The organism is Streptomyces sp. WMMC1477 (genome assembly GCF_027460245.1).
In the GTDB taxonomy this organism is placed as follows: Bacteria; Actinomycetota; Actinomycetes; order Streptomycetales; family Streptomycetaceae; genus Streptomyces.
Window position 1 is genome coordinate 1,484,209 of record NZ_JAPZBD010000003.1, and the last position, 19,388, is coordinate 1,503,596.

The following is a 19,388-nucleotide window of genomic DNA, read 5'->3' on the forward strand; positions in this document are numbered from 1 at the left end:
CTTCTGTGGCATCAGTGGTTCCCCCTCACATCCGGAAGACGCCGAAGCCGGGCTCGCCCAGCGGCGCGTTGGCACACGCGGTCAGCGCCAGGCCGAGGACCGTGCGCGTCTCCAGCGGGTCGATCACGCCGTCGTCCCAGAGCCGGGCGGTGGCGTAGTAGGCGTTGCCCTGCGTCTCGTACTGGGCACGGACGGGGTCCTTGAAGGCCTCCTCGTCCTCGGTGCTCCACTCCTCGCCGCGGGCCTCGAGCTGGTCCCGCTTGACGGTGGCGAGGACGGACGCGGCCTGCTCGCCGCCCATGACGGAGATCTTGGCGTTGGGCCACATCCACAGGAACCGGGGCCCGTAGGCCCGGCCGCACATCGAGTAGTTGCCCGCGCCGTAGGAGCCGCCGACGACGACGGTCAGCTTGGGCACCCGGGTGGTGGCCACGGCGGTGACCATCTTGGCGCCGTGCTTGGCGATGCCGCCCGCCTCGTAGGAGCGGCCGACCATGAAGCCCGAGATGTTCTGGAGGAACAGCAGCGGGATGCCGCGCTGGTCGCACAGCTCGATGAAGTGCGCGCCCTTCTGGGCGGACTCGGAGAACAGGATGCCGTTGTTGGCGACGATGCCCACGGGGTGGCCGTGGATGCGGGCGAAGCCGGTGACCAGCGTCGTCCCGTACTCGGCCTTGAACTCCTGGAAGCGGGAGCCGTCGGTGACGCGGGCGATGATCTCGCGGACGTCGTAGGGGGTGCGGGAGTCCACGGGGACGGCGCCGTAGAGCCCGGCCGGGTCGGCGGCGGGCTCCTCGACGGGCTCGACCGACCACGGCGGCGCGCCGCGCTCGGGGAGGGTGGCGACGATGTTGCGGACGATGCGCAGGGCGTGGGCGTCGTCCTCGGCGAGGTGGTCGGTGACGCCCGAGATGCGGGAGTGCACCTCGCCGCCGCCCAGCTCCTCGGCGGTGACGACCTCACCGGTGGCGGCCTTCACCAGGGGCGGGCCGCCGAGGAAGATCGTGCCCTGGTCGCGCACGATCACGGCCTCGTCGCTCATCGCCGGGACGTAGGCGCCGCCGGCGGTGCACGAGCCCATGACCGCGGCGATCTGCGGGATGCCGCGGGCCGACAGGCGGGCCTGGTTGTAGAAGATCCGGCCGAAGTGCTCGCGGTCGGGGAACACCTCGTCCTGCATGGGCAGGAACGCGCCGCCGCTGTCCACCAGGTAGAGGCAGGGCAGCCGGTTCTCCAGGGCCACCTCCTGCGCCCGCAGGTGCTTCTTGACCGTCATCGGGTAGTAGGTGCCGCCCTTGACGGTGGCGTCGTTCGCGACGATGACGGCCTCCCGGCCGCTGACGCGTCCGATGCCGGCGATGACGCCCGCCGCGGGGGCCTGACCGTCGTACATCCCGTCGGCCGCCAGGGGGGCCAGCTCCAGGAAGGGCGAGCCGGGGTCGAGCAGCCCGTCGACCCGGTCCCTGGGCAGCAGCTTGCCGCGCGCGGTGTGCCGGGCGCGGGCCCGTTCCCCTCCGCCCAGCCGGGCCGTCGCCAGCTTCTCGCGAAGTTCCGCGGCCAGCTCCCGGTGAGCCGCCTCGTTGGTGCGCCAGGCCGGCGACGCCGGGTCTGCGGCGCCGGCCAGCGGCGGTGCCTGCTGCATTGCCCTGTGCCCCCTCGTGTGGTGGTTGGCAGGTCGCAAGGGGTTAATGTGCGTTAACCTCTCCCGCAAGGTTAACGCCCGCTAACGGGGCTGTCTAGAATTGTCTCCATGAGCACGGAGACCCCCGCAGACCCCGGAGCCGTGGCACCCGCCGCGTCCGCCCGCACCGAGCGCGTCAGCCGGCGCGAGCAGATCCTGGGTGAGGCGGCACGGCTCTTCGCGGAGCGCGGGTTCCACGGCGTCGGCGTCGACGAGATAGGCGCCGCCGTCGGCATCAGCGGTCCGGGGCTCTACCGGCACTTCGCCGGGAAGGACGCGATGCTCGCCGAACTGCTCGTCGGCATCAGCGAGCGGCTGCACGAGGGCGGCCGGCAGCGGCTGGAGGAGGCCGTGGCCGCGGGCTCCCCCGCGGAGGCCGCGCTCGACGCCCTGATCGCCGGGCACATCGACTTCGCCCTCCACGACCGGGCGCTGATCACCCTGCACGACCGCGAGCTCGACCGGCTGCGCGACGACGACCGCAAGCGGGTGCGCCGCCTCCAGCGCGAGTACGTGGAGCTGTGGGTGTCCGTCGTCCGCGAGGTCCACCCCCGGCTGGCGGAGCCGGAGGCCCGGGCGGCCGTCCACGCGGTCTTCGGCCTGCTGAACTCCACACCCCGGCTCAGCCGCCCCGCCGCGCTCCCGGACACCTCGGTGACCGCCGCGCTCCTTCACCGGCTCGCCCGCGGCGCCTTCGCCGCCAGCGCGGCCCCGGGCACTGCGCCCGCGCCCGCCGACGGCTGAGCCCCCGTCCCGGTGACCGCGGCTCAGAGGATGGAGACGCCCCGGTCGGCCAGGTAGCGCACCGGGTCGACGTCGGTGCCGTAGTCGCGCGTGGTGCGGATCTCGAAGTGCAGGTGCGGCCCCGTGACGCGGCCGGTCGCCCCGGTGTGGGCGAGGTCCTCGCCCCCGGCCACCCGCTGCCCGGCGCGGACGTCGATCCGGGAGAGGTGGGCGTACAGGGCGAAGTGACCGTCCGCCAGCCGGAGGACGACCGCTTGGCCGTAGTCCCCCAGGGCACCGGCGGAATCAATCGTTCCGGTGCCCACCGCGTGCACCGGGGTGCCGCTGTCGACGGCGAAGTCGATTCCCGTGTGGTGACCGGCGAGCCAGTCCCCGGGGATGCCGTAGTGGGCGGAGACCCGGTGATGACCGGCCAGCGGGCGAGCCCAGGGCCGCCCGGCCGCGCGCAGGGACTCCGGGCTCTCCTCCGCCGAGGCCAGGCGGACGGCCCCCAGGGCCGGGACGCACCCCAGTGCGGTGAGCATGCCGCCGCGCAGCACCGCCCGCCGGGAGGTGAGGCGCGCGAACCGGGTGCCAGACGTACCGGGCATGAGATCGTCCTCCTCGTAGCGATGTCGTCACTGCGAGGATCGCGACGGCCGCACCGCGGCGCACGCTCAGCCACGCCGACGCTGGACCGAACGGACCAGCCGTCGCCGTCACGCGGGTGTCGTCGCCAGAGCGGATCCTGACCCTGCGCCAGTTCAGGATCCGAGCTGGCGCCACGTCAACCCCGGTTCCGGCAGGCCACTCAGGCAGCACCGCCGGAGCCGGGGCCTGTCGGAGACGTGAAGCCCTAGCCCTTGGCTCGCTCAGCCTCCTCCATCCGCTTGCGCAGACTCAGCGGGCGCATGTCGGTCCACACCTCCTGAACGTAGCTCAGGCACTCCTGCTTCGAGCCGTTCTTGCCCTCCGCACGCCATCCCAGGGGAACTTCGCTCCCCATCGGCCAGAGGCTGTACTGCTCCTCGGCGTTCACGACCACCTGGTAGGTGGCGCCGTCGTCCTCGCCGTTCCAGCCCATACCGGCGTCCTCTCAGCTCTGGTCCAGCGGGTAACCGGCAAACGAGACCCACGGCCGGCGGTCACGGGGCCCGGAACACCCTCGGCCGGCGAGGCGGAACGTGGGGTGGGCCCGGGCGGGGGTGGGCCCGGGCGGCTTCGTCGGCCCGGCCGGGGTGCCGGGGCACGGGCCGCGCGGGGCCGCGCCGCGAGGGCGGCGGACCGCCGACGGCCCCCCTCAGCGGCCGGGGAAGACGTCCGGCGGAGGTGACGGGGAGGGCCGGGCCTCGGCGTCCGTGACGGGCCGGGCTCCGCCCGTGAAGGCGGCGAGCTCCCGGCCGTGCTGGAGCCGGCCCGGGTGCGGGTCGCCGGCGGCCCGACGCGTCAGCTCGGCCACGGGCAGCGGCCGGTCGGCGGCGAGCAGGACGGCGTTGCCGAACCGGCTCCCGCGCAGCACCGCCGGGTCGGCCGTGACACATGCCTCGGGGAAGGCCGCCAGCGCGGTGGCCAGCTGTCCGCGCAGATACGCCAGCGAGGCCCCGTCCGTCACGTTGGCCGCGTACAGGCCGTCCGACGCGAGGACGCGGCGCACCTCCGTCTGGAACTCGACGGTGCCCAGATGGGCCGGGGTCCGTGCGCCGGTGAAGACGTCGGCGATGACCACGTCCGCCCAGCCGTCCGGGATCCGCGCCAGCCCCGCCCGGGCGTCGGCGCCCCGGACCCGGATGCGCCAGCCGGCGTCCCACGGCAACCGCTCCCGCACGAAGGCGGTCAGCTCGGTGTCCACCTCGATCACCTGCTGGGTGGAGCGCGGCCGGGTCGCGGCCACGTAGCGGGCCAGTGTGCACGCGCCCCCGCCGAGGTGGACTGCGCGCACCGGGCGCCCCGGCGCCGCGGCCAGGGCCACGTCGAGCGCGTGCCCGAGGCGGCGCTGGTAGGAGAAGCCCAGATACGTCGGGTCGTCCAGATCCACGCACGACTGGGGGGCGTCGTCGAGGGTGAGCGTCCAGCCCCGCGGGCGGTCGGGCTCCGGCACCAGCCGGGCGAGACCGCCGCCGACCCGTGCGCTCACCGTCTCGCGCCCACCCCGCCGCCGCTGACCTGCCCTTCTGCCCATGCCGCCAGTATCCCGGACGCGGCCTCGGCGCCGACGGCACCCCGGCCCCGCCTGGCCTGACCCGCCGGACGGGCCCTAACCCTGGCGGTCGGCGACGTCGATGACGTGAGCCGCCTCGCGCAGGGCGGCGCGCAGGAGCGCCGGTTCGGTGGCCGGGACGTAGGCCCGCTCCGGCGGCACCAGCCAGCAGGCGCCCGGGACCGGCGGGGCGTCGGCGGCCCGCCCGGGCGGCATGCTCGCCGGGGCGCAGGCGCTGCCGGGGACGTCCCAGCCGTCGGCGGTGCCCGGCGGCACGAGGAAGCCCAGGGTGGTGCCGCCGCCGTCGTGCAGGACGGGCCCGACGCCGTCCCACAACCGCAGGATGTCGGCGGCTTCCAGCCCCTCCCGCGCCGGGACCGTCACCAGATCGCAGGGTTCGCCCGGCGCCGGCCGGGTCAGCCTGGGCCGGACGACGCCGGTGCGTGCGGCGCCCGACCGGACCGTGTCCGGCCTTCGGCCCGGTGCCGCACCGGAGTGTGCCGTGATTCGCGGGCCGTCGGTGTCCAGCAAGGAGACCACCCCTCCGCCTTACGCGCTGACTTGGTGACGGGTTCAACGTCCGGCGATGCGGGGGGCTACGGCGGGTACGGCGGCAAAGGATGGCACTTCATGGCAGAACGCGGATGGGATATGCCGTTTGTCGGCGAACCCTGCGTGGCCGCCCTGTCACGAGATGTACCTTCCGGGCATGGCGTCGTCACCTTCTACGTCATCTTCCACGGCCTCGCGTTCCGCGTCCGCGCGGCCCTCGGCCCCCACGCCCTCCGGGCCCGCGGATCCTGCGGCCGCGAACTCCGCGACCGCGGTCCCCGCCCCCGCGGCACCAGCCCGTCGGCAGCCTGCGACGCGGCCCAACACCGCCTTCCGGAGGCTGCGCGGCAGCCGCTCGCCCAGCGAGTTCGCCGCCGCCGTCCGCCGGGCGGCACGCGAGATCGGAGAGCAGGTATCGTGCGACGCCCGGTACATCGGACGGGTGGAGGCAGGCGCGATCCGCTGCCCCAACTACGCCTATGAACGTGTGTTCTTGCACATGTTCCCCGGGCGGACGCTGGCGGATCTGGGCTTCGCCCCGCGCGAAGCCGTCCGAGGCCGGGGAGCGCGGGAACGGGGGAGGCACGAAGGTGACACGGCAGCCACAGGACCGCGCGCGTCTTCAGGGGAACCGGACGCGCCGGAGGTGACGGCCGGGCTCTTCGCGCCCCGTCTCGCCGAGACCCTTTTCCACACCGACGAGGAGAGCGACGTGCTGCGTCGCGCGTTCATGACCGGCGGCCCCGCCGCCCTCGCCGCGTCCCTGGGCCTGGGCCCGGGACCGGCCGATGCCCTGGCCACCCCCGACCTGCCCGCGAGGGCGGGAGAGAGCGAGGCCCACGCCGTCGAACAGGCGGTACGACACATCAGGCTGCTGGACGACCAGCACGGCGCCGACAGCCTCTTCCAACGGGCCGGCACCGCCCTGCGCGGCGCCTACCGGCTGCTCGACACCGGCATCCGCCGCCAGTCCGTGGCCGACCGGCTGCACTCGGGCGCCGGTGAACTGGCCATCTCCGTCGGCTGGCTGGCCCATGACTCGGGTCAACTGGAGGACGCCCGTTCACACTACGCGGAGGCGCTCGCCACAGCGCGGGTCGCCAAAGACGCGGGACTGGAGGCGCACGCCTTCTGCAACACCGCGTTCCTGGCCCGGGACGCGGGCCGCCACCGGGAGGCCGTCCGGGCCGCCCAGGCCGGCCAACTCGCCGCGGCCGGCCTGGGCTCACCGCGGCTGCTGGCGCTGCTGAGCCTGCGTGAGGCGGGCGGACGCAGCGGGCTGGGCGACCGGTCCGGCTGCCAGGAGGCACTGGGCCGGGCGCACGACCTCTTCGCCCGGGGGCCCTCCGACACCGACCCGGAGTGGATGACCTTCTTCGGCGAGGCCGAGCTGGCCGGGCTGGAGGCCCAGTGCTGGGCGGCGCTCGGCGACTTCGGCCGGGCGAGCGTGTGCGCGCGGCGCGCGGTCGAGCTGCAGCCGCCGCACTTCGCGCGCAACAGGGCGCTGTTCACGGCGGAGCTGGCCGACGACCTGGCGGCGAGCCGCGCTCCGGAGGAGGCGGCGGCGCAGGGGGTGCGGGCGCTGGACCTGCTGGCCTCGGTGCACTCCACCCGCATCCGCACGATGCTGCGCCGCACGGCCGCCCGGCTCCTGCCGCACCAGCGCGAACCGCACGTCCCCGACTTCCTGGAGGGCGTACGCGGCGCCTGAGGCCGGTCCGGCGGACGAGCGCCGGGGGTGTGCCGGGACCCTGCGGCGCACCCCCGCCGCCGGTAGCCTGGAAGGTGGCTCGGGGACGAAAGCGTTCTCTCCCGGGAGGCAGATGATCATGGCCGGGATCGTGCACAAGACGTTCGCGGCGGCGGACGAGCGACGCCCGTTCGAGGAGAGCAAGGGCGAGCTGGATCTGCTCCAGACGGCCCAGGGGCCGGTGGGGCAGGCGATCTTCGAGCCGGGCTGGCAGTGGTCCAAGCACGTCAAGCCCATCGCGGGCACGGACAGCTGCCAGGCGGCACACGTCGGGTACTGCCTGAGCGGCCGGATGAAGATCGCCATGGACGACGGCGAGACCGCCGAGGTCGGGCCGGGCGAGTTCGTGAGCATCGAGCCCGGACACGACGCCTGGGTGCTCGGTGACGAGGCGTGCGTCATGCTCGACTGGGCCGGATTCGGCGACTACGCCAAGCCGTCGGGTTCCTGACCCGCCGGCCACGCCGGGGCCCGGTCGTCCGGGCCGACCGGGCCCCGGCCTGTCCTCGGCGGGCCGCCCCGGACCGCGTGGCGGGGCGTGGAACGGACGGGCGCGGTCCGGCTGTCCGTGGGAGATGCCAGACTGCCCCGGGTGACGCACGTGAACCCTGCCCCGCCCCGGACGGCGGGCGCGGCGGCGCCGCTGCGACAGCGGCTGGCCGAGCTGCGCGGAGCCGTCCACCCGCCCCGCCCGCTGGACGCCAGGGCGCTGGCCGCGCTGACCGCCAACCCCGGGTGCCGCCGCCGCGCCCTGCTGGACGGAGCGGGGGTGGACAAGACGGCGCTGGCTCGCGCCCTGGGCTCCCCCGCGCCGTTCGGCCAGTCCCAGTTCGCCTTCACCCGGGGCCATGCCTTCGAGTCGCGGGTGCACGCCGACGGCGGCGCGGAGCTGGTCCGCATGCTGCGCGCGGCCACCGGGGACGGCTCCCCCGAGCCGCTCGCCGTCGAGGTGCCGGATCTCGCGGCCGACGGTCCCGTCGGCCGCGCCGCCCGCACCGCACTCGCCGTGGAAGAGGCGGACGCCGCCGGCCCCGGCGTGTGGACGGTCCTGGTGCACCCGATGCTGGAGCTGCAGGTGGCCGACGCGCCGGTGCACCTGGAGCCGGACGCCCTCGTCGTGGCGCCCGACGGCACCCGGACGGTGGTCGAGGTCAAGTCGTTCCCGATCCTGGACGGCGCCGCGGACCCGGCCAAGGTCGGCGCCGCCGTGCGGCAGGCCGCCGTCTACACGCTGGCGCTGGAGGAGCCCGTCGGCCCGGGGCGGGTCGCGGACGTCGTCCTGCTGGTGTGCCCGAAGGACTTCTCCAACCTGCCGACGGCCGCCGCCGTGGACCTGCGGCAGCAGCGCGCGGCCGTCCGGCGGCAGCTCGCGCGGCTGACCCGGCTCGCCGACATCGCCGCCGCGCTGCCGCCCGGCGTCACCTTCGACGTCGACCGGCCCGGCGCCGAGCTGGCCGAGGCCGTCGCCCAGGTGCCCGCGGCCTACGCGCCCGAGTGCCTGGCCTCCTGCGAGCTGGCGTTCCACTGCCGGGCGGCGGCCCGCGAGGCGGGCGAGGTGACAGTGCTCGGCCGGGCCGTGCGCGGGGAGCTGGGCTCCCTCGCCACTCTTGCGGAGGTCCTCGGCGCCGCCCGCGGCGGCAGCTGCGCCGGCCACGGCGAAGGCCACGACGCGGACGGCGAGGAGGAGCCGGCCGTCGCCGCGCTGCGCCGGGCGGCGGGGCTGCGCGCCGAGGCGCTGGCGGCCGCCCGCGCGGGAGCGGGTGGTCCGCGATGACGCTGCTGGCCACGCTGGCCCGGGTCGAGGCCGCCGCGGCGGGACGGGCCCAGCCGCTGACCACCGTGCGCCACCGCCATCTGGCCGAGCGGCCGCTGGTGTTCGTGCCGCTGACCACGGCGGGCGAGGCCGGGGCCCCGCTGGCCGCGCTGGTAGGGACGGACGCGGCGGAGCCGGTGCTCCTCACCGTCCCGCAGCCGCGCGACCGGGACCTGCGCTTCCGGTTCCTCGCCGAGCTGGCCGAGGCCATGCTGCCGCATCTGGAGGCGGGGCAGGACGAGGTCGAGACCATCGCCCGCCGCTCCGGGGAGGAGGCCGAGCTGTGCCTGGACGCCCCGCAGCTCCTCGTCCCCAACTCCGGGGGCGTGGCCCTCGTCCGGCTGCTGGGCCGTTCGATGCGCTTCCGCAGGACGGCCGAGGAGGACCCGGAGGCGGCGTATCCGGCGCCCGCCCGCGTGCCGCTGCTCGGCCGCTGGCTCAGCCACTACGGCGAACGGTCCCGGGTGCCCGGCTCCTCGCTGCTCCTGGCCGTCACCGATCTGCTGACCCGGCACTGGGCGACGGGGCAGAGCCCCCTGGAGGACCAGCACCTGGGCGCGCTGCTCGCCTGGCTGCGGGAGGGTGGTGCGGCGGGCCCCGAGGCGGCCCTGCGGGCGGAGACGGCACGGGACGCCGCCGGCCGGCTGCTGCTGCCGCCCGCCGGCCCGGCCACCGACCCGGCCTTCGACAACCGGCTCCTCGCCCCCGCCGTCGCCCGCTACGACGCGGGGGTGCGCGGCGCCGAGGACGAGATCGCCGAGCTGTTGTCCGGGCAGCTCCGGCCGACCTGGGACGCGGTGTGGGAGGCGCTCGATCTGCTGCGGGCGCTGCCGCCCGGGGAGCGCGTCGCCCGGCGGTGGGAGGGTGACCGCTGGTCCTACACCGCCCACCGGGACCGGGTGCGCGCCGGGGAGCCGCCGCAGCCCCGGCGGGACGACGCGGTGACGGCCGCCCGCAAGCTCGCCGCCCGCGAGCGGGACCAGGCGCGGCTGTCCGCGCAGGAGGCCCTGGACGACCCGCTGGTGATGGCCGCGCGCCGGCTCGCCGGGGAGGCGTTCAGCGGCACCGTGACGGAGGTCGAGTCCGCCTACTCGACCGGCAGGCGCCCGATGCCGCGCCCCCTAGTCACCGTCGTCACCCAGGACGACGTCCAGCCCGGCGCGGGCGTGCGGGTGTGGCGCGCCCGCGCGGACGGAACCTCGCAGCAGGGCGAGTGCGTGGCCGCTCCGGGGCCCGGGCTCGTCACCGTGCGGCTGACGAACGGGATGGGCCGCGGCCGGGAGCCGGCGCCCGGCTCGGTTCCCGAACCGGGTGAGACGGTGTGCTGGACGCTGTTCGACCACACCCCGCGAGGCGGCCCCGACCTGCCCGAACCGGAGGACACCCCGTGGACCCACGGCGGCCCGCCCGGCCCGGCACGGGTCGAGCCGCCCGACCCCGTCACCGGAGAGGACCTGATGTGACGATCGGACTGGAACAGCAGGGAGAGGACACCGCCGAGCCCGGGGGCCCCGAGGCGCGGGACCCGGGGGCGGCCGCGGACGCCGCCACCGCGGCGATCCTCGCGGACGCGCTCCACGGGCGGGAACGCGGCGTGGTGGTGAACTCGCCGCCGGGCGCGGGCAAGTCGACGCTCGTCGTCCGCGCTGCTCGCGAGCTCGCCGCGGTGGGCCGCCCGCTGATGATCGTCGCCCAGACGAACGCCCAGGTGGACGACCTCGTGGACCGCCTGGCCACCGCCGACCCGGAGCTGCCCGTCGGGCGGCTGCACAGCAACGACACCCCCTACGACCCGGCCTTGGACCGGCACGCCCGGGTGCGGGCCTCGGCCAAGCCCGCTGACCTGGCCGGGCAGGCCGTCGTCGTCTCCACCGCGATGAAGTGGGCGTTCGCGCGGGGCGGCGCGGACGGACAGCGGTGGGAGCACGCCATCGTCGACGAGGCCTACCAGATGCGGTCCGACGCGCTGCTGGCCGTGGCCCGGCTGTTCGAGCGGGCGCTGTTCGTCGGCGATCCGGGCCAGCTCGACCCGTTCAGCCAGGTGGGCACCGAGCAGTGGGCGGGGCTGACGTACGACCCGTCGGCCAGTGCCGTGTCCGCGCTGCTGGCCCACCACCCGGAGCTGCCGCAGCACCGGCTGCCGGTGTCCTGGCGGCTGCCGGCCTCCGCGGCGCCGCTGGTGTCCCGCGCCTTCTACCCCTTCACACCGTTTCGCAGCGGCACCGGCCCGGACGACCGGACGCTGGGCTTCACCGCACGCTCGGACGGCTCGCCGGTGGACCGGGTGCTGGACGAGGCGGCGAGCTCCGGGTGGGGGCTGCTGGAACTGCCCGCCCGGCACACGCCGCGCACCGACCCGGAGGCGGTGGCGGCGGTGGCCGACGTCGTGCGTCGGCTGCTGGAGCGCGGCGGGGTGACGACGGACGAGCGCGGCCGCCCGGAGCCGGTGCCGCTCACCGCGGACCGCGTCGCGGTCGGCACCGCGCACCGGGACCAGGCGGCGGCCGTCCGCGCCGCGCTGGCCGGGCGGGGCGTGGCGGGCGTCACGGTGGACACGGCCAACCGGCTCCAGGGCCGGGAGTACGACGTCACGGTGGTCCTGCACCCGCTGTCGGGCCGGCCCGACGCCACGGCCTTCCACCTGGAGACGGGCCGGCTGTGCGTGCTGGCGTCCCGGCACCGGCACGCCTGCGTCGTCGTGTGCCGCGCGGGCGTGGCGGAGCTGCTGGACGACCACCCGTCGGCCGACCCGGTGCGGCTCGGGGTGGAGGTGGCGTTCCCGGACGGCTGGGCCGCCCAGCAGGAGGTCCTGGCGGAGCTGGCGGCCCACCGGGTCCCCGCCGGGGGCTGAGCGCCCGGGCCCCGTGCCCGGCGACGCGGCCCCGGGCGGTGCCGGCCCCGGGCGGGGGCAGACAGCGCGCGGGGGTTCGCGGGACAATGGACGGTGGTCTACGACGTGGAGGTACGTTCATGCCCGAGCCGGAGCCGGCTCCTCAGCCCAGGCGGCCCGCGCCGCTGCTCTTCGAGCCTGCCGCCGCGGCGGAGGACGCGGAGCACTTCTTCGACCTGGAGTCGATCAGCGATCCGCGGGAGCTGCTGTCCCGGTCGACGGAGCTGGCGCTCGCCTTCCAGGCGGCGGCCGACCGGGCCGTGGAGTACCAGGCGATGGCCGCCGCCCAGCTCGCCGACCCGAAGCGGTTCGACAAGCTGCCGGACGACGCCATCGCGGACCGGGCGGAGTGGACGGAGGACTACGCGCGCCGCATGATCGCCTTCGGCAGGCAGCTCATCGAGCAGTCCGCCGAGACGCCCTGACGAGGTTCCGTCGCAGCCCCGAGCGCACCCTGAGGTCTCGGCCGGCCGCCGGCCGCGGATGTCACCCGTGGGCGTGGTGCGCGTGCGTAGAGTAGCGCACCGCACGCGGCGACGCGGGGTTTTCACTCAGGTGCCGTGACCGAACGGATACGCACGGTACACCTGGATGCCATGAGCATCCCCTTCCGCGACGACCTCGCCTCCCTGCACAGCAGCACCGACTCCCACACCGCCGCGGGTCCGGACTGGCCGGCCACGGCGAGCCCGTTCCCCCGCAGCGTCCGCGCCCTGTGGGGGGCCTTCCCGGAGCGGGCGCAACCGCTTCCCTGCGGCACCGTGTTCGACGCGGTGAGCGCGCCGGCCCTGTTCGGCCGGCGCATGGCGGAGCAGCTGGCGGGCGCCGGCCCGGTCGCCGTCCAGCAGGGGCGGGTGCTCTTCCTCGCCGCGCCCGGCACGGCCCGCCGCCTGCCCGCACTGCTGCACTGGGAGGAGTGGCAGGGCAGGCACGACGTCGAGGAGATCCCGCCGCTGCTGGGCTACGGGCCGGGGGACGTCGTCCCCGTGCCGGCTCCGCCGCGGCCCGGCGAGGGCGCGGGGGCGGCCGGGTCTCGCTGGCTGGTGCCGCCCGCCCCGCACGGGGGCCGGCTGCCGGGCCCGCGGGACCTGCTGTGGGCCGCCGTGAGGGCGGTCCGCGCTGGTCGGGAGGGTCGTCGCGGGCTATCGATTTCCGCTCGCGGCGATGCGGGTGTTAAGGTCTACGACGTCAGCAGGCGCCGCTAGCTCAGTTGGTTAGAGCAGCTGACTCTTAATCAGCGGGTCCGGGGTTCGAGTCCCTGGCGGCGCACAGACGGCCGAAGGCCCTCCGCGACAGCGGAGGGCCTTCGCGCATGCTCGGGGCACCTCGGCACCAACGCTCTGACCGGCCCTTTCGCCTCCGGCGCCGGCCAGCGAGCCACCCCGGGCCCCAGTCCCCGCGCTCGGTGCCCGGGCTCAGCGCCAGGGCTCGGTGCCCGGGCTCAGCGCCGGGTGATGCGCACCGCCCACTCTCCGGTCACGGAACGGTCCAGCACGGTGACCCGCACCGCGCCGTCGTCCACCGAGAGGGTCTCCCCCACGCCGAGCGGGGCGTCGGCGAGCGGCGGGTGGACGGAGGTGGCGCGGCAGGCCACGGACTCGGGGTGCCCGTCGAGCACCTCCACGGGCCCGCCGGCCGAGGCGGTGTCGCTGCGCACGCGGTAGACCAGTACCCCGCCGCGGCACACCCGGGCGTCGTTGCCGAGCGGCTCGCGGACCTCGACGGCGAGCACCTCGTCCGGACCGGTGCGCACGGCGGCGAGCCGGGTCCCGGCTGCGTGGCCCCGCCGCACGGGGGTGCGGCCGAGCGGCTGGAGGGAGTGCAGGGTGGTGCCGGGCGACCCGACGCAGTCGACGTGCTCGGCGTCGAGCCAGCCCAGCTTCCACTTGTGCCAGCCGAAGGGGTCGGGAGCCAGTCCGAACTGGCTGCCCATCAGGTCCCAGTCGCCGACGTAGGTGTCCCAGTCCCCCTTGCCGTCGCGTGGGCGGTTGTAGAGGTCGGGCAGGTCGAAGACGTGCCCCGTCTCGTGGGCGAGGACGTTGCGGTCGGCCGGGAACCGTTCGAACACGGTCACGATGCGGCGGAGCTCGGTGCCGTCGACGGTGACGGGCTCGCGGAAGTTCACGACCTTGGTCGCGTCGGAGTCGACGCCGGGGGCGTCGGGGTCGGCGACGAAGTAGACGAGGTCGTAGTCGCCGAAGTCGACGCGGGGGTCGGTGACGGCGAGGGCGTCGCGCACGAAGGCCGCCCGGCCCTCGGCGTCCCAGTCCCGCGCTATTCCGTAGGCGTGGGCGGGCTTGGGCATGCGCGTCCAGCGGGGCGTGGCGTGCAGCCGCAGGTCGAGCCGGCCGTAGGAGGCGCGCTCGAAGAAGTTCCCGGTGGCGGGGAAGTGGTCGGCTGCGAGCTGGCCCGGGGAGGTCAGCGGCGGCGCGTCGGGGAAGGAGAGGAAGACCATCATCGCGTCGACGGTCCGCTCGGGGCGCACGTAAGCGTCGTTCCAGGTGTCCAGCCCGAGCGAGTGATGGGCGTCCGTGCGCTGCAGGGCGCACGGCGGGGCGACCGGGCGGCCGGTGGCGGGCCCGGCGAACGACGAGGTGCCGACGACGGCGGTGAGCACGGTGAGCACCGAGGCCGCGCGGCGGACGGCCGCACGGCGCGGGAGCCCGCCGAGAGCCGCGCGGCGCGGCGGGTGCGCGGGCGGCGTGGGAGGCGTCGATCGCACAGGGACCTCCGAGGACAGACCCGGTCGGGTTGCCGACACTTCGTCCACTGTGGGCCGATATTCCGCTGGTCGTCCTGCTGGACTAGGCCGGGTGGGTCAGGACCACGGCTTCACCGTGCGTAGCCGTCCCGCCGTTCCGGTGCGATCACCCCGGTGCTCGTACTGGCGTGCGCGACGGTCCCCTCCGCGGGTGTCCCGGCTCCGGCCCGTGCTGGCCTGTCCGCCACGTAAGCCCCTATGATCGGCTGACTTTCCAGTGACGAACCCCTCCGGGAGCGATCGGTGAACGCAACCCTGGACGCGCCGGGTGGCGACCCGAACGCCACCGGAGCAGCGCCCCGCGTCGCTACGGACGGTCACCGCGAGGTGGACTTCCGCGTCGCGTTCGACAGCGCCCGGCTGGCGATGGCGCTCGTCGACCGCTCCGGGCGCATCTCCACCGTCAACCCGGCCTTCGCCGAACTGCTGGACGCCTCCGCCCAGTCCCTCGTCGGCCTTCCGGTGACCAAGCTGGCCCCGCTCGGTCTCGACCGCCGCACCCGCGCCGCCTGTGCCGCCGTCCTGCGCGGCGAGCGCGCGGAGGTGCGCTGCACCCGGCGGCTCAAGCACCCCGGGGGCGCGCTCCTGTGGGCGGAGGTCGGCCTGGTGGCCGCCGGTCCGCCCGGGCCGGCGGCCGTGCTCACGGTCGCCGACGTGAGCGAGTACCGCGAACTGCGGGAGCGGCTGCGCCATCTGGAGATGCACGACCCGGTGACCCGGCTGCCCAACCGGTCGCTGTTCTTCGAACGGCTGGCCACCGCGCTCGCCGAGAGCGCGACCGGGCGCGTCGGCCTGTGCTATCTCGACCTGGACGGCTTCAAGGCCGTCAACGACACCCTCGGGCACCGCGTCGGAGACGAGCTGCTCGACCTGGTCGGCCGCCGGCTGGTCCAGTGTGCGGCCGGGCCGCGCGGCGGGCACCTCGTCGCCCGGCTCGGCGGGGACGAGTTCGCCCTGCTCGTCGAGGGCTCCACCGGGACGCAGCAGCTCACGGACCTGGCCGACGCCCTACTGCGAGCGCTCCAGCGGCCGTTCCGGCTCGCCGGCCAGCGGCACACGATCTCGGCCAGCATCGGCGTCGTCGAGCGTCCGTCCGCCGGTACCGGGCCCACGGAGCTGATGCAGGCGGCCGACACCACGCTGTACTGGGCCAAGGCCGACGGCAAGGCCCGCTGGACGCTGTTCGACCCCGAGCGCAACGCCCACCGGATGACCCGCCAGGCCCTCTCCAGCATGCTGCGGCCCGCCGTCGACCGGGGCGAGTTCGCCCTGGATTTCCAGCCGATCGTCGGCCTCGCGGACGAGACGCTGCGCGGGGTGGAGGCGCTCGTGCGCTGGCGGCATCCTCGGTTCGGCACGCTGGGCCCCAAGGAGTTCATCGGGCTCGCCGAGGAGAACGGGGCCATCGTGCCGCTCGGCCGCTGGGCGCTCGCCGAATCGTGCCGCCAGGCCCGGGGCTGGCAGCTGCGGCACCCCGGGCTGCCGATCTACGTGTCCGTGAACGTCGCCGTGCGCCAGGTGTGGGACTCCGACCTCGTGACCGACGTCGCCGACGTGCTGGAGGAGACGGGGCTGCCGCCGGGGCTGCTCCAGCTCGAACTGACCGAGAACGAGGTCATGGGCTCCGGGGGCCGCCCGGTGCGGGCCCTGCAGGCGCTCTCCGAGATGGGGGTGCGCATCGCCATCGACGACTTCGGCACCGGCTACTCCAACCTCGCCTATCTGAGCCGGCTGCCCGTGCGGGCGCTGAAGCTGGACGGCATGTTCGTGCGCGGCTTCCAGGCCGGGCAGTCCGGCCGCACCGACCGGGCGGACGAGACGATCGTGGCCTCCCTCGTGGACCTGGCCCACAAGCTGGGGCTGACCGTCACCGCGGAGTGCGTGGAGGGCCCGGTGCAGGCGGAACGGCTGCGCCGCATCGGGTGCGACACCGGCCAGGGCTGGCACTACTCCAAGCCGGTCGCGCCGGAGCGGATCTCCGCGCTCCTCGCGTCGGCCCCGCGGGAGGCGCCGCGCGGGAACGTCGTGTCACAGGACGCGGGCCGCAGGGCACGAGGCGCAGAACGCCGGACGTGAGCGGGGAGGCCCCCGGGGCTTGGGGGCGTCCCCGCCCGGGATGCTCGGCGGGTCAGCGGAAGAGGGCGCCCAGCGCCTCGGTCCGCACCGACAGCTCGGCCAGCCGCAGGCCCTCCCAGACGCTGACCTGGTTGGCGGTGAGCACCGGCTTGCCCAGCACCGCCTCCAGCACCGGCAGGTGCTCGGCGCTGTGCAGGGCCGTGTCCGGGAGCAGCACCGCCTCGGCCGCGGCGTGGTCCCCCGACGTCGCCATCTCCAGCACCTCGGAGCGGCCCCAGGTGCCCACCTCCGCGGCCGTGATGACGCCGCTGCCGCGCAGCGAGACGACCTCGATGCCCGCCGCCTTCAGGAAGGCGGCGAAGTGCTCGGCCACGTCGGTCGGGTAGGTGGCCGCGATGGCGACCCGCTGGAGGCCGAGGGCACGCACGGCGTGGACGAACGCGAAGGACGTGCTGGACGCGGGCAGCCCGCCGACGGCGGAGAGGGTGCGCACCTGCTCGTGCGCGCCCTCCCAGCCGAAGACGAAGCTGGCGCTGGTACAGGCCCACACGACCGTCCGGGCGCCCCGCCCGGACAGCGCCGTCATGCCGTCGGCCAGCCGGTCCCCGGAGCCCATCTCCAGGAGGGCGTCGACCCGGTGGGCGTCCTCACCGATGTCGGTGTGGACGAGCGGGAGCGCGACGTCGGCACCGGCCTCCCGGAGGATGCCCTCCAGCCGGGGGTAGTCGTCCTCGGCGGAGTACCCGGGGTAGAGGAATCCCACGGAGTGCTGGGCGGCTTTCTGCATGGACTGCTCCTGTCAGACGGGGGGCGCCTGGCCGCCCGTCAGGTCGTCGGGGCCGGCGGGGTCGGCGAGCGGGTCGGGGAACTCGGTCTCGGGTCCGGGGAGGGCCGAGCCGGCCAGGGCCACCTCCGGCTCCGGGTCCGGGGGCGGGGGCTCGGGGGCCGCCGGGGCCGGCAGCCCGGACATCGCGGCCGGTCCCGATCTGGCGACCGGGTCCAGCAGTGCCTGGTAGGGGCCGACGGCCTGCTTGCCGATGCGGCGCAGGGCCGACCAGACCGTCACCTGGTTGGCGGAGAGCACCGGCATGCGCAACTCCGCCTCCAGCTGCGGGATGGCGTCATAGGTGGGGAGGTTGGTGCAGCTGATGAAGAGGGCGTCCGGCTCGCCCTCCGCCGTCGCCTCCCGGGCCATGCCGGTGACGTCCCGGTACGGCACGCGCCAGATCTCCCGGGTCAGGCCGAGGTAGCAGCGCCCGGTGACCTCGATGCCCGCCTCCCCCAGGTACTCCTCCAGGGAGTCGGTGACGGACTTCGTGTACGGGGTCACGAGGGCGACGCGCCGGGCCCCGATCTCCTGGAGGGCCTCCAGCAGTGCGCCGGAGGTGGTGAGCGCCGGCGTCTCCCCGGCCTGGCCCATGGCGTAGGACATCGCCGCCTCGCCGGCCTGGCCGCCGACGAAGGAGCCGGAGGTGCAGGCGTAGGCGACGACCTCGGGGGAGACGGCGGTGAGCGCCTGGACGGCCTCGCGGAGCGTGGCGTGCTCGCTGACCAGCCGCGCGAGGTCGAGACTCACCTCGACGGGGACGAAGGGGGTTCGGGTCAGGTGCAGGGAGACGTCGTCGGGGACCCAGCGCCACAGTTCGCGGTCCAACGCGAAATCGAACGGCGCGACGATTCCCACGCCGCGCTGCGGTTCAGGACCGCCGAGAAACGAGACATCCATTGCGGGCCCCTCACACACGCAGGGATGGCCGATGGCCGCAACAAGGAGCAAGGAGAGGTGAAAACCTCGAAGCCGGCCGAAAGCCGGAGACGCAGGGGCAGATGCCTTTGTTGACGAAGGTAGTTTCCGATCCCTACCGTGGTCAATCCTTCCCTTGAAGGCTGTACTCCGGCCGAGCTTCGGGCAGACCTTTGGGTAGGCCTTCGAGTGAAACACCGACCCGTTTCGAAGAGGTTTCCCACCCATGTCAGAACCCCGTGTCCTGGTGCTCGACGACGACCCGCCGCCGGACCTCGGCCGGCTCGCCGGGCGCGCCCGGGTGCTCCACTCCGACGAGGCGGGCCTCGCCGGGCTGCTGCCCGAGGCCGACGTCCTGCTCGTGTGGAACTTCCTTTCCGACGCGGTGAAAGAGGCGTGGCCGGGCGAGGGCCCGCGGCCGGGCTGGGTGCACACGGCGAGCGCCGGGGTGGACCGGCTCCTGCCGGAGCTGGCGGACTCCGATGTGATGATCACCAATGCCCGCGGGGTCTTCGACCAGCCCATCGCGGAATACGTCGCCGGACTGGTCCTGGCAATGGCCAAGGATTTCCTCGGAACCTGGGAATTGCACCGCGCCCGGCAGTGGCGGCACCGGGAGACGATACGGCTCGGCGGAACGCGGGCCGTGGTGGTCGGTTCCGGACCGATCGGAAGGGCCATCGGCCGAACTCTGCTGGCACTGGGTGTCAGGGTGGAACTCGTCGGCCGCACCCCCCGGGAGGGGGACGCGGAATTCGGCCGGGTGCACGGAGCGGAAACCCTGCACGATCTTCTTCCCACGGCCGACTGGGTCGTGTGCGCCGCGCCCCTCACCCCCGCGACGGAGGGTCTGTTCGACGCGGCCGCCTTCGCCCGCATGCGGCCCGGGGCGGCCTTCGTCAACATCGGCCGGGGCGCGCACGTGGTCACCGCCGACCTCGTCGACGCGCTGACGGCCGGGCGGCTGCGGGCGGCGGCCCTGGACGTCCTCGAGGAGGAGCCCCTCACCCCCGACAGCCCCCTGTGGCGGGTGCCGGGCCTGTGGATCTCCCCGCACATGAGCGGCGACACCCTCGGCTGGCGGGGCGACCTCGCCGAACAGTTCTGCGACAACTTCGACCGCTGGGCCGCGGGCAGGCCGCCGCTCAACATCGTGGACAAGAAGCTGGGGTACGTCCCGGCACACTGACGGGAGGACGCG

At 75.2% G+C, this 19,388-nt stretch carries 18 protein-coding genes and 1 tRNA gene; 11 read left to right on the forward strand and 8 right to left on the reverse strand.

Annotated features, from left to right (window positions below):
• Nucleotides 1-25 precede the first annotated feature (25 nt).
• Nucleotides 26-1,642, reverse strand: a complete 1,617-nt coding sequence (locus O7609_RS06775; protein WP_269734034.1) for a carboxyl transferase domain-containing protein — start codon at nt 1,640-1,642, stop codon at nt 26-28.
• A gap of 141 nt (nt 1,643-1,783) precedes the next feature.
• Here O7609_RS06775 and O7609_RS06780 point away from each other — a divergent pair, with 141 nt between their 5' ends.
• Nucleotides 1,784-2,425 carry an SACE_7040 family transcriptional regulator gene (locus O7609_RS06780; protein WP_269737046.1) on the forward strand — a complete coding sequence of 214 codons (642 nt, stop codon included), beginning with the start codon at nt 1,784-1,786 and terminating at the stop codon, nt 2,423-2,425.
• A 23-nt stretch (nt 2,426-2,448) separates the two neighbouring features.
• On the opposite strand, the gene O7609_RS06785 is transcribed toward O7609_RS06780, so the two are convergent.
• From O7609_RS06785 to O7609_RS06800, 4 genes are all read right to left on the reverse strand, one after another.
• Nucleotides 2,449-3,015 (reverse strand): murein hydrolase activator EnvC family protein, encoded by a 567-nt coding sequence (locus tag O7609_RS06785; protein WP_269734035.1) that lies wholly within the window; start codon nt 3,013-3,015, stop codon nt 2,449-2,451.
• A 245-nt stretch (nt 3,016-3,260) separates the two neighbouring features.
• Nucleotides 3,261-3,488, reverse strand: coding sequence for an MbtH family protein (locus tag O7609_RS06790; protein WP_269743246.1), 228 nt, complete (start codon nt 3,486-3,488; stop codon nt 3,261-3,263).
• Between the two features lie 216 nt (nt 3,489-3,704).
• Nucleotides 3,705-4,583 (reverse strand): spermidine synthase, encoded by an 879-nt coding sequence (locus tag O7609_RS06795; protein ID WP_269734036.1) that lies wholly within the window; start codon nt 4,581-4,583, stop codon nt 3,705-3,707.
• Nucleotides 4,584-4,658: 75 nt separating this feature from the next.
• A complete protein-coding gene (locus O7609_RS06800) occupies nt 4,659-4,985 on the reverse strand; it encodes a hypothetical protein (RefSeq protein WP_443072073.1) in 327 nt (108 codons plus the stop codon).
• Between the two features lie 310 nt (nt 4,986-5,295).
• Here O7609_RS06800 and O7609_RS06805 point away from each other — a divergent pair, with 310 nt between their 5' ends.
• From O7609_RS06805 to O7609_RS06840, 8 genes are all read left to right on the forward strand, one after another.
• A complete protein-coding gene (locus O7609_RS06805) occupies nt 5,296-6,864 on the forward strand; it encodes a hypothetical protein (protein WP_443072074.1) in 1,569 nt (522 codons plus the stop codon).
• Nucleotides 6,865-6,982: 118 nt separating this feature from the next.
• Nucleotides 6,983-7,354, forward strand: a complete 372-nt coding sequence (locus tag O7609_RS06810; protein ID WP_269734037.1) for a cupin domain-containing protein — start codon at nt 6,983-6,985, stop codon at nt 7,352-7,354.
• Nucleotides 7,355-7,495: 141 nt separating this feature from the next.
• The gene (locus O7609_RS06815; protein WP_269734038.1) at nt 7,496-8,677 is read left to right on the forward strand and encodes a hypothetical protein; all 1,182 of its coding nucleotides are present in this window, start codon (nt 7,496-7,498) and stop codon (nt 8,675-8,677) included.
• Nucleotides 8,674-10,179: a hypothetical protein gene (locus O7609_RS06820; RefSeq protein WP_269734039.1), complete on the forward strand. Its 1,506-nt coding sequence runs from the start codon at nt 8,674-8,676 to the stop codon at nt 10,177-10,179. Before O7609_RS06815 ends, O7609_RS06820 begins: the two co-directional genes overlap by 4 nt.
• A 2-nt stretch (nt 10,180-10,181) precedes the next feature.
• Nucleotides 10,182-11,567, forward strand: coding sequence for an AAA domain-containing protein (locus tag O7609_RS06825; protein ID WP_269737049.1), 1,386 nt, complete (start codon nt 10,182-10,184; stop codon nt 11,565-11,567).
• 119 nt (nt 11,568-11,686) lie between these two features.
• Nucleotides 11,687-12,031, forward strand: coding sequence for a hypothetical protein (locus O7609_RS06830; RefSeq protein ID WP_269734040.1), 345 nt, complete (start codon nt 11,687-11,689; stop codon nt 12,029-12,031).
• A 171-nt stretch (nt 12,032-12,202) separates the two neighbouring features.
• Complete coding sequence (locus tag O7609_RS06835; RefSeq protein WP_269734041.1) at nt 12,203-12,811, forward strand: hypothetical protein; 609 nt, start codon at nt 12,203-12,205, stop codon at nt 12,809-12,811.
• Nucleotides 12,802-12,875: transfer RNA gene (locus O7609_RS06840), tRNA-Lys, on the forward strand. Before O7609_RS06835 ends, O7609_RS06840 begins: the two co-directional genes overlap by 10 nt.
• A 172-nt stretch (nt 12,876-13,047) precedes the next feature.
• Here O7609_RS06840 and O7609_RS06845 read toward each other — a convergent pair.
• Entirely contained in the window at nt 13,048-14,328 is a 1,281-nt protein-coding gene (locus O7609_RS06845; RefSeq protein WP_443072075.1) for a M6 family metalloprotease domain-containing protein, read from the reverse strand.
• 282 nt (nt 14,329-14,610) lie between these two features.
• Between O7609_RS06845 and O7609_RS06850 the strand changes: the two genes are divergently transcribed.
• Complete coding sequence (locus O7609_RS06850; RefSeq protein WP_443072076.1) at nt 14,611-16,443, forward strand: putative bifunctional diguanylate cyclase/phosphodiesterase; 1,833 nt, start codon at nt 14,611-14,613, stop codon at nt 16,441-16,443.
• Between the two features lie 52 nt (nt 16,444-16,495).
• On the opposite strand, the gene O7609_RS06855 is transcribed toward O7609_RS06850, so the two are convergent.
• Together O7609_RS06855 and O7609_RS06860 are read right to left on the reverse strand one after the other, a co-directional pair.
• On the reverse strand, nt 16,496-17,230 hold the full coding sequence (locus O7609_RS06855; protein ID WP_269734042.1) for a maleate cis-trans isomerase family protein: 735 nt from the start codon (nt 17,228-17,230) through the stop codon (nt 16,496-16,498).
• Between the two features lie 12 nt (nt 17,231-17,242).
• Complete coding sequence (locus O7609_RS06860) at nt 17,243-18,169, reverse strand: maleate cis-trans isomerase family protein (RefSeq protein WP_269734043.1); 927 nt, start codon at nt 18,167-18,169, stop codon at nt 17,243-17,245.
• A gap of 244 nt (nt 18,170-18,413) precedes the next feature.
• Here O7609_RS06860 and O7609_RS06865 point away from each other — a divergent pair, with 244 nt between their 5' ends.
• Complete coding sequence (locus O7609_RS06865; RefSeq protein WP_269743247.1) at nt 18,414-19,376, forward strand: D-2-hydroxyacid dehydrogenase; 963 nt, start codon at nt 18,414-18,416, stop codon at nt 19,374-19,376.
• Nucleotides 19,377-19,388 lie beyond the last annotated feature (12 nt).